The organism is Lysobacter enzymogenes, from assembly GCF_900106525.1.
GTDB lineage: Bacteria > Pseudomonadota > Gammaproteobacteria > Xanthomonadales > Xanthomonadaceae > Lysobacter > Lysobacter enzymogenes.
In genome coordinates this window covers 294584-303714 of record NZ_FNOG01000005.1, presented here as the reverse complement: position 1 = coordinate 303714, position 9131 = coordinate 294584, and the positions used below count along the sequence as shown (strand labels likewise).

Genomic DNA, 9131 nt, shown 5'->3' with positions numbered 1-9131 from the left:
ATGAGCGTGGCAGTCAACGCCGATGTGCTCGGCCAGGTGCGCCGGATCGTTCAGGACACCATCAAGATCTCCGCCGAACGGCTCGACCTGGACGCCGAGTTCGTCGAACTCGGCATCGACTCGATCATCGCGATGGAGCTGATGGAAGGCCTGTCGCGGCACTTCGCGATCAACTTCACCCCGGCGCAGTTCCTCAACGTGGCGACGGTGCGCGAGCTGGCGGCGTATATCGAAGGCCTGGCGCCGCCCGCGGCCGCCGCCGCGCCGGCGGTCGAAGCGCCGCGCGTCGCCGAAGCCGCCGCGCCGGCCGATCCGCTGCGCGCCTTGCTCGATTCGGTCAAGCAGCGCCACGCCATCGACCTGACCGGCCGCCGCTTCGATACGCTCGACCAGATCGTCGACGAAATGGTCGAACACCATCTCGACCACTGGCTGCCGCGCCTGCCGGAACACACCGAGCAGCCTGCCGCGCACAGCGTCGCCGGCGCCGACGAAGTCGCCATCGTCGGCCTGAGCTGCCGCTTCCCCGACGCGCCCGATGCGGCGACGTTCTGGGACAATCTGATCGCCGGCCGCAACAGCATCCGCGAGATCCCGGCCGAGCGCTGGGACTGGCGCGCGATCTACGCCGAACGTCCCGCGCCCGGCAAGAGCATCTCCAAGTGGGGCGCGCTGATCGAGGACGCCGACCGCTTCGACGCCGCCTTCTTCGGCCTGAGCGCGCAGGAAGCGCGGCTGATCGATCCGCAGGAACGCCTGCTGCTGCAAGAGGCCTACCGCGCGCTGCAGGACGCCGGCGTCGACCCGGCGCGGCTGGCCGGCAGCGCCACCGGCGTGTTCGTCGGCTACGAATACGCCGAGTACGAACAATATCTGCGCCGCAACATGGAGCGCCTGCCGGGCCTGGTGTGCAGCTCGTCGAGCCCGAGCTATTACCTCGCCAACCGCTTGTCGTATCTGTTCGACCTGCGCGGCCCCAGCGAATCGGTCAACGTCAACTGTGCGTCCTCGGCGCTGGCGATCCATCGCGCCTGCCGCTCGCTGATCGACGGCGAAAGCGAGCTGGCGCTCGCCGGCGCGGCCTGCCTGCATCTGTTCGGCGACGACTACGTCACCGCTTCGCAATACGGCCTGTTGTCGCCGGACGGCCGTTGCGCGGTGTTCGACGACGGCGCCAACGGCTTCACCCGCGGCGAGGGCGTGGGCGTGGTGGTGCTCAAGCGCTTGGATCGCGCCCGTGCCGACGGCGACCGCATCTACGCCACCATCAAGACCAGCCGGCTGCGCAACCGCGGCCGCGGCGCCTCGTTGTCGGAGGTCAAGTTCGATGCCATCGCCGACGCGGTCGGCGGTTGCTACGCCCAGGCCGGGTTGAGCCCGGCGCAGATCGATTACGTCGAGCTCAACGGCTACGCCAAGAAGTGGGCCGATTCGTTCGAGTTCGAAGGCCTGCGCCAAGTGTTCGCGGCGGCGCCGGCGGGCAAGACCTGCGCGCTCGGCAGCCTGAAGGGCAATATCGGCCATCTGGAACCGGCCAACGGCGTGGCCGGGCTGATCAAGCTGGCGCTGTCGATGCACCATCGCGCGTTCCCGCCGACCATCACCCGCCAGCGTCCGAGCAGCTTCATCGATCTCGACGACGCGGCGCATCCGCTGTATCTGGCCGAACGCCGGATCGGCTTCGACGAGATCCGGCGCGCGCCAAGCACGCCGGTGCGCGCGGGACTGAGCTCGTTCGCCGACAGCGGCGTCAATGTGCATCTGCTGGTCGAGGAATATCTGGAGTCGGCCGTTCCGGCGGCCGCGTCTGTAGCCGCCGCGCACCTGCTGGTGTTGTCGGCGCGCGATGGCGAACGCCTGCGCGCCGCCGCTGACGAACTCGCCGCGTTCCTGGAGCGCGAACCCGCGCCGGCGCTGGACGCGGTCGCGCGCACCTTGCAATGCGGCCGCGAAGCGATGCGCCACCGTCTGGCCTTCGCGGCCGCCGACACTGCGCAGGTGGCGGCGCTGCTGCGCCGTTTCGCTTCCAGCGAGGACCACACAGCGGCCTGGGCCGGCTTGCAGCGCGAAGGCCTGTACCGCGGCGATGCCGCCGACGAGCGCGCGCATCCGCTCAGCGGCCTGATCGGCGCCGACATGGCCGCGCTTGCGCTGCAGCAGGGCCGCAGCGACGGCGACTGGAGCGCGGCCGCGCAGCTGTGGGCGCATGGTGTGGCGATGCCGTGGCAGCGGCTGTGGCCTGATGCCGCGCCGCGCACGCTGTCGCTGCCGGGCTACGCGTTCGCACGCGAGCGGCATTGGATGGATCTGCCGGAAGCCGGCGTCGCGAGCGCCGACGAGGCCGCGTCCGCACCGGCTCCGACGCCCGCAGTCGCCGCGATCGCGTCCGCGCCGCGCTGGCGCTTCGCCCGCGCCGGCAGCGAAGACTCGGCGGGCGAGGGCGCGACGGCGGCGCCGGCCGACAAGCTGGAGCGCTTCCTGCGCCAGGAAATCGCCGCGCGCACCGGCGCCGACGCCGAGCGCCTCGACGCTGGCGCCGACCTGATCGCGCTGGGCCTGGATTCGATGGCCATCGCCGAATTGATCGCCGGCCTCGGCGATCTGCTCGGGCTGGCCTTGCCGCCGAGCCTGTTGTTCCGCTATCCGCAGCCGCGGCAGTTGGCGCTGCATCTGGCCGAGCTGCATCCGCATGCGGCGGACGTGGCGATGTGGCCGGCTGATGCGGCGCCGGCCGCGGCCAACGAACCCATCGCCGACGATTCGAACGGCGAAGCCACCGGCGCAACGCGCATCGCCGATCACGCCGCGCGCCTGGTGCCGATGCGCACCGGCGAAGGCGCGCCGTGGCTGCTGTTGCCGGGCGCCGACGGCAGCGTGCTGTCGCTGCGTCTGCTTGCGCAGGCGCTCAACGATGGCCGCCCGGTGTTCGGTTTCGACGCCGCGGGCCTCGACGGCGCGGCGCTGCCGGCCAGCCTGGAACAGGCCGCCGCCGACAACCTCGCCGCGCTGCGCGCCGCCGGCCTGCGCGGCCCGTATCGCCTGCTGGGTTATTCCAACGGCGGCGTGCTCGGCTTCGAAATGGCCCGGCAACTGCTCGGGCAGGGCGAGCCGCCCGAAGCGCTGGTGCTGCTCGACAGCGTGTGCCCGCCGCAACGCACGCGCAGCGAAGCCGAGCTGACCGCGGCGACCTTCGCCCATCTGCTCGCCGGCCTCGGCGGCCGCGCCGCGATCGATGCGGACGCGCTGGCGGCGATGGACGAAGCGGCGCGCGGCGAGCACCTCTACGCGCTGATCGCAGCGCAGGGCCTGCAACTGAGCCGCGATTACTTCATGGCGACCTACCGCGTCGCCGCCGCCAGCGAGCGTCTGTGCCGCGCCTACGCCGTGCCGGCGCTGGCGGCCGGTGTGCGGGTCGGCCTGGTGCGCGCGCTGCAGGGCTATCCCGAGGCGCCGGCCGACTACGGCTGGAACGCGCACCTGCCGGCGCCGCTGCGCCGCATCGATGTCGACTGCGATCACTACACCGCGATCGAAGCCGGCGCGGTCGAAGCGGTCGCTAACGCGGTGCGCCGCTGCCTGCAAGCCGCAGCGCCGGCCAAGGCGCCGCGCGGACGCGCGGTGGCCGCGCGCTCCGGCGGCGCGGCCAAGCGCCGCCAACGCGGCGACGACGCGCTCGCCGCCGAAGCCGACTGAAACACCCGCACAAGCACCCGTACACAGACACGTTCCACCGCATTCCCGCCTGGCGCCGACCGCGCCGTCCTTCCGCCGGCCCGCAGCCCGGGTCGTCCGCACCGCCGCTTTGGAGACGCCAGTGAGCGCTGCCCATTCGCTGATGCATTACTTCGAAAACGTCCCGGACCACGTCCGCAAGTACAAATGGCTGGTGTGGCTGACGGTGATCGCCGCCACCGCCTTCGCCATCGCCGGCCTGGGACGCGTCCGCTTCGACATGACCATCGAAGGCTGGTTCGCCGACAACGACCCGACCATCGTGGCCATGGACGGCTTCCGCTCGCGCTTCGGCAGCGACGACCACCTCTACATCGTCTACAAGCCCAAGGACGGCGACGTGTTCTCGCACGATTCGCTGGCCGCGGTGCGCAAGCTGCGCGAAGACCTGTTGCAGCGCTCGCTCGACGCGCCCGACGGCTCGCCGCTCAAGCGCATCGTCAAGATCACCACGCTGGCCAACGCGCCGGTGCTGAAGGTCGAAGAAGATGCCCTGGTCAGCCGCAACCTGGTCGGCGCGCAGGTGCCCAGCTCGCCGGAAGAACTGGCGGAAGTGGCGAGCACTGCGCTGCAACAGCGTTCGCTGCCGCTGCAGTATTTCTCCAAGGACCACAAGTACGGCGGCATCCTGGTCGAGACCAACTTCGGCGCGATCCCGGTCGACTTCGAAGTGCGCACCGCCAAGCCCGCCGAAGCCAGCGCGACCGGTGCGGCCGGCGCCGAAACCGGCGTCGACAACCTCAGCATGAGCTTCGACGGCAAGGCCGTGGAAGAGCGCGTGCGCTTCAAGCCGACCGACCTGGGCGATTACCTGGGCTTCATCAACGAGGTCAAGCTGAGCCTCAACAAGCCCGAATTCGCCTCGCGCTTCGACTATTACCCGGTCGGCAACCCGGCCTCCACCGAATACAACATGCAGGTGCTGCAGGAGATGGGCACCTTGTACCTGGCCATGCTGGTCATCATGGTCGCGGTGCTGTGGTTCCTGTTCCGCTCCTTCAGCGGCGTGCTGTGGCCGTCGCTGGTGGTAATCCTCAGCGCGGTGTGGACGATCGGCTTCGCCAGCTGGCTGGGGGTGACGTTCACCGCGTTCTTGATCCTGACCGTGGTGATGATCCTGGTGATCGGCATCGCCGACTCGATCCACATTCTCTCGGGCTACGAGTACTTCAGAAACAAGGGGCTGGAGCACAAGGAAGCGGTGCGGGCCTCGTTCCATTCCTCGGCCAACGCCTGCTTCCTGACCGCGATCACCAGCATGGTGGCGATGCTGTCGGTGGTGTTCACCCCGATCGTGCCGATCCAGGTGTTCGGCATCGCCACCGCCGTCGGCATCGGCCTGGCGTTCTTGTTCAGCATCTACGTGCTGCCGCTGATGCTCGACCTGTGGTGGGTGCCGCGCCGGGCCCAGCCGGTGGCGGGCCTGCGCGGCAAGCTGTCGGCCGCGGTCGGCAAGCTGGTGCCGAACGTGGCCGGCTTCGTGCAGAAGATGCTCAAGGGCGTGTTCCCCTTCGTCGACAAGTACAAGTACGCGATCGCCGGCCTGTTCACCGCGGCGATCGTGGTCTGCCTGTACGGCATGACCCAGGTGCGGGTCGACACCGACGTCAAGGCGCAGTTCCCCAAGCGCGCGCAGATCCGCGAAAACATCGACGTCGCCGACGCCAACATGATGGGCTCGCAGACCCTGGAGATCTATCTCGATCTGGGCCAGGAGTACGCCCTGCACGACCCGTTCGTGCAAAAGCGCATCGACGAGCTGCAGCGCACCATCGAGCGCAAATACCCCAAGTACGTGGTGCGCACGCTGTCGCTGGTGGACGTGACCAAGAAGTCCTACCAGACCCTCAACGAGGACCGGCCGGAGATGTACGCCGTGCCCGACACCCGCGAGGCGCTGGCCAATACCTTGTTCTTGTTCGACAACTCCAATCCGGACCAGCGCCGCAAGATGGTCTCGGACGACTACAGCGAGTCGCACATCACCGTCTACCTGCGCAACGGCGGCTCCTACGAATACACCCAGATCTTCAAGGACATCCAGCACGACATTGATCTGGCCACCGCCGACATCAAGCGCGTCTATCCCGACACCAAGGCCTCGGTGACCGGTCTGTTCACCCTGATGATGCAGGGCGCCGACTACCTGTCGTGGACCTCGCTGAACGAGTTCGGCACCGCGATTCTCACCGTCAGCGTGATCCTGCTGCTGATCTTCGGCTCGCTCAAGGCCGGTCTGGTGTCGGTGGTCTCCAACGCGGTGCCGGTGACGCTGACCTTCGGCCTGATGGGACTGCTGGACGTGCCGCTGGACTTCACCACCGTGCTGATCGCGCCGATCGTGCTGGGCATCGCGGTCGACGACACCATCCACTTCCTCAGCCATTACAAGCACGAGGTCTCGCGCGACGGCGACATCCGCCGGGCGCTGATCCAGACCATCGAGGAAGCGGGGCAGGCGGTGACCTTCACCTCGCTGATCCTGGCCCTGGGCCTGAGCGTGCTGTCGTTCTCCTCCAGCGTCGGCAACGCCAACGTCGGCATCTACGGTTCGCTGGCGGTGCTGGTCGGCCTGGTCTGCGAACTGCTGTTCCTGCCGGCGCTGGTGCTGATCTTCGGCCTCAAGTTCGAAAAGCGCGGCGCTGCGTCGGCCGTCGCCGGCGACGCCGCCACCGAGGCGGCGCACTGAGCGCTGCGCGATCCGCCGCCGCGCCCGCGCGGCGCGGCGGCGCCTCCTTTCCCTTCGTCACGACGAGATTCCCATGACCCTGTTGCGTAGCTTCGCCGTGTTGTCGCTGTCCGCCTGCGCGCTGCTGTCCGCGCCCATCGCTTTCGCCCAACAAGCGCTGACCCCGCGCCAGGTCGCCGAGAAGTTCGACGAGGAACTGCGCCGCGCCCACACCACGCTGTCGGTCAAGTTCAAGCTCAGCACCTGCCGCTACAAGATCGAGCAGGGCCAGATGCGCTGCGCCGAGAAGCCGCGCGAGAAGGCGGTGGAGAACGTGGTCAAGTCCTACGGCCGCGACATTCGCTCGATCAGCATCCTCAGCGAGCCGGTCACCGACCGCGGCATCGGCATGCTCGGCTATCAGTACTGGGACAAGAACAAGGTCAACGACAACTGGCTGTACCTGCCGGCGCTGAACAAGGTCAAGCGCGTGGTCTCGATCAAGGACAGCAAGGACAGCGGCAGCTACTTCGGTTCTGAGTTCTACATCGAAGACCTGGAAGACCCGCGCATCGACGACTACAGCTACAAGATCCTCGGCGAGGAGAAGGTCAAGGTGCTGGAAGTCGGCAAAGGCTACGTGGAAAGCCCGGCCTATGTGCTGGAGTGGACCCCGAGCTCGCAGCGCCGCGACACCACCAACTACGGACGGATGGTGTTCTGGGTCGACAAGAAGCGCTTCATCCTGCTCAAGGGCGAGTTCTACGACCACGACGGCACCTTGTTCAAGCGCCGCACGATCAAGAACCTGCAGTTGGTCAACGAGAACTGGATGCCGCGCCAGGTGACCATGGACAACATGACCACGCGCCGGGTCACGGTGATGGACCGCCTGGCCATCGCCATCGGCCTGGACGTGGAAGACGATTACCTGACCCAGCGCACGCTCACCGATCACGCCTATCGCGAGCGCTATCTGGCCAAGTTCCGCAGCTTCTGGAGGGAGTGAGTGCGCCGTTCTCCTTCCCACCGCCGCGTCGCGCGGCCGACGCTGCGCGCGCTGCTGCCGCTGCTGATCGGCGCCGGCCTGAGCGCGCCGCTGGCGGCCGCGCCGGCGCCGGCGGCTTCGCCGCGGCCGGCTAGCGGCGAGGCGCGCGACGGTTCGGCCGCCGCCGCGGTCGAGCCGATGGCCGACAGCATCGTCGGCTTGTCCGACAACGGCGGCGCGGCGGCATCGACGCCGGCGACCGCTGCGTCGACGGCGGCGAGCGCCGCCGCGGACACGGATGCGCCGGCGATCGACAGCATCGGCGGCATCGGCGATAGCGCGCCGTCGGAGGAGCCGGGCGCGACCCAGGCGGCCGACGATATCGCCGGATTGTCCGCGCCGGCGGAAGGCGAACTCGCCGCGTCCGCGCCGGGCGCGCAGCTGCCGCAGCCGGTGCGCGCCGACGCCAGCCGCGCCGACGGCGACGATTCCGAGTTCGGCGAGCGCCACGGCGGCACCGAGGCGGCCCTGGCCAGTGCGACCTGGCTGCCCGGTGGCCGGCTGACGTTCAAGCACGAACTGGCCGCGCGCATCCGCGACACGGACGGGCTGGTCAACAACCGCACCTCTTTCAGGATCGAGTACGAAAAGTACTTCTGGGACAAGTTCTACCTGCACCTGGACCTGATCGAAACCGCGTTCTGGGGCCGCGACCACCGCGCCCGCGGCCGCGGCGGCAGCTTCACCGAGAGCACCCTGCGCGATGCCTACCTGCAGTTCAGCAGCGGCAACACCAGCGTCAAGCTCGGCAACCAGATCCTGATCTGGGGCGAATCCGACGCCGGTGCCATCACCGATGTGATCGCGCCGCGCAATCTGTCCGAGTTGTTCTTCATCTCGCTGGAGGAATCGCGGATCAGCCAGTTCATGCTGACTGTGGACCAGTTCACCCGCATCGGCGACTTCAGCGCGTTCTACATTCCCGATGCGCAGTACAACGAATACCCCGAGCCGGGCACGGCCTATTTTCTGGACGGGTTCGGCGCGGCGGCGCGGATCGAGCGGCGCGACTTCGACCGCGCCGAATATGGTCTGCGCTGGAAGAAGACCTTCGGCGGCAGCGACGTCGGCCTGATGGCGGCGCGGTTGGTCGACAACGACTACGTCTACCGTCTGCGCGGCGTCGACCCGGACGGCCGCCTGCATCTGCTGCGCGACGACCAGCGCTTCGACATGATCGGTGCGACCTTCAACCACGTCGCCGGGCCGTTGCTGCTGTCGGGCGAAATCGCGCGCAAGTCGCCGCGCGCCTTCCTGACCCCGCAGCTGCAGACGCTGGAGAAGGACGAAGTCGACACCTCGTTGCGGGTCGAGTACTCGCTCGGCAACGGCGGCAACCACTCGGTCAGCCTGGAAGCGGTCAACAAACGCATCCTCGACTGGGACCGGCGCCTGGCGCCGACGCCGCGCGACAACAACTCGCTGGTGCTGGGCTGGAGCAACGCCTTCCTCAACGAAACCCTGACCGCGAACTGGCTGACCGTCTACAACCAGACCTACACCAGCTATCAGCACTCGCTGTTCCTGACCTACAAGCTCAACGGCCGGGTCAGCCTGAGCCTGGACACGTTCTATCTGAGCGTGCGCGACCGCCGCAACGAGCTGTATCCCTACCGCGGCCAGAACAACGCCGTGTTCCGCTTCCTCTACCAGTTCTGACCTTCCGCCCACGGAGCGGCGCCT

4 protein-coding genes are annotated in these 9131 nt (G+C 68.4%); all 4 read left to right on the top strand.

The annotated features are described in order from the left end of the window. Window positions 1-3693, top strand: a complete 3693-nt coding sequence (locus tag BLU84_RS14465) for a beta-ketoacyl synthase N-terminal-like domain-containing protein (protein WP_074868425.1) — start codon at window positions 1-3, stop codon at window positions 3691-3693. Between the two features lie 121 nt (window positions 3694-3814). Then, window positions 3815-6421 (top strand): efflux RND transporter permease subunit, encoded by a 2607-nt coding sequence (locus BLU84_RS14460; RefSeq protein WP_170849172.1) that lies wholly within the window; start codon window positions 3815-3817, stop codon window positions 6419-6421. A 73-nt stretch (window positions 6422-6494) separates the two neighbouring features. Then, on the top strand, window positions 6495-7409 hold the full coding sequence (locus BLU84_RS14455; RefSeq protein WP_074868418.1) for an outer membrane lipoprotein-sorting protein: 915 nt from the start codon (window positions 6495-6497) through the stop codon (window positions 7407-7409). Then, the gene (locus tag BLU84_RS14450) at window positions 7410-9107 is read left to right on the top strand and encodes a DUF1302 family protein (protein ID WP_074868415.1); all 1698 of its coding nucleotides are present in this window, start codon (window positions 7410-7412) and stop codon (window positions 9105-9107) included. Window positions 9108-9131: the final 24 nt, after the last annotated feature.

What these genes read in the sequence shown, in the direction of transcription:
- BLU84_RS14465 (WP_074868425.1), top strand. Translation starts at nt 1, where the DNA reads ATGAGCGTGGCAGTCAACGCCGATGTGCTCGGCCAGGTGCGCCGGATC.
- BLU84_RS14455 (WP_074868418.1), top strand. Translation starts at nt 6,495, where the DNA reads ATGACCCTGTTGCGTAGCTTCGCCGTGTTGTCGCTGTCCGCCTGCGCG.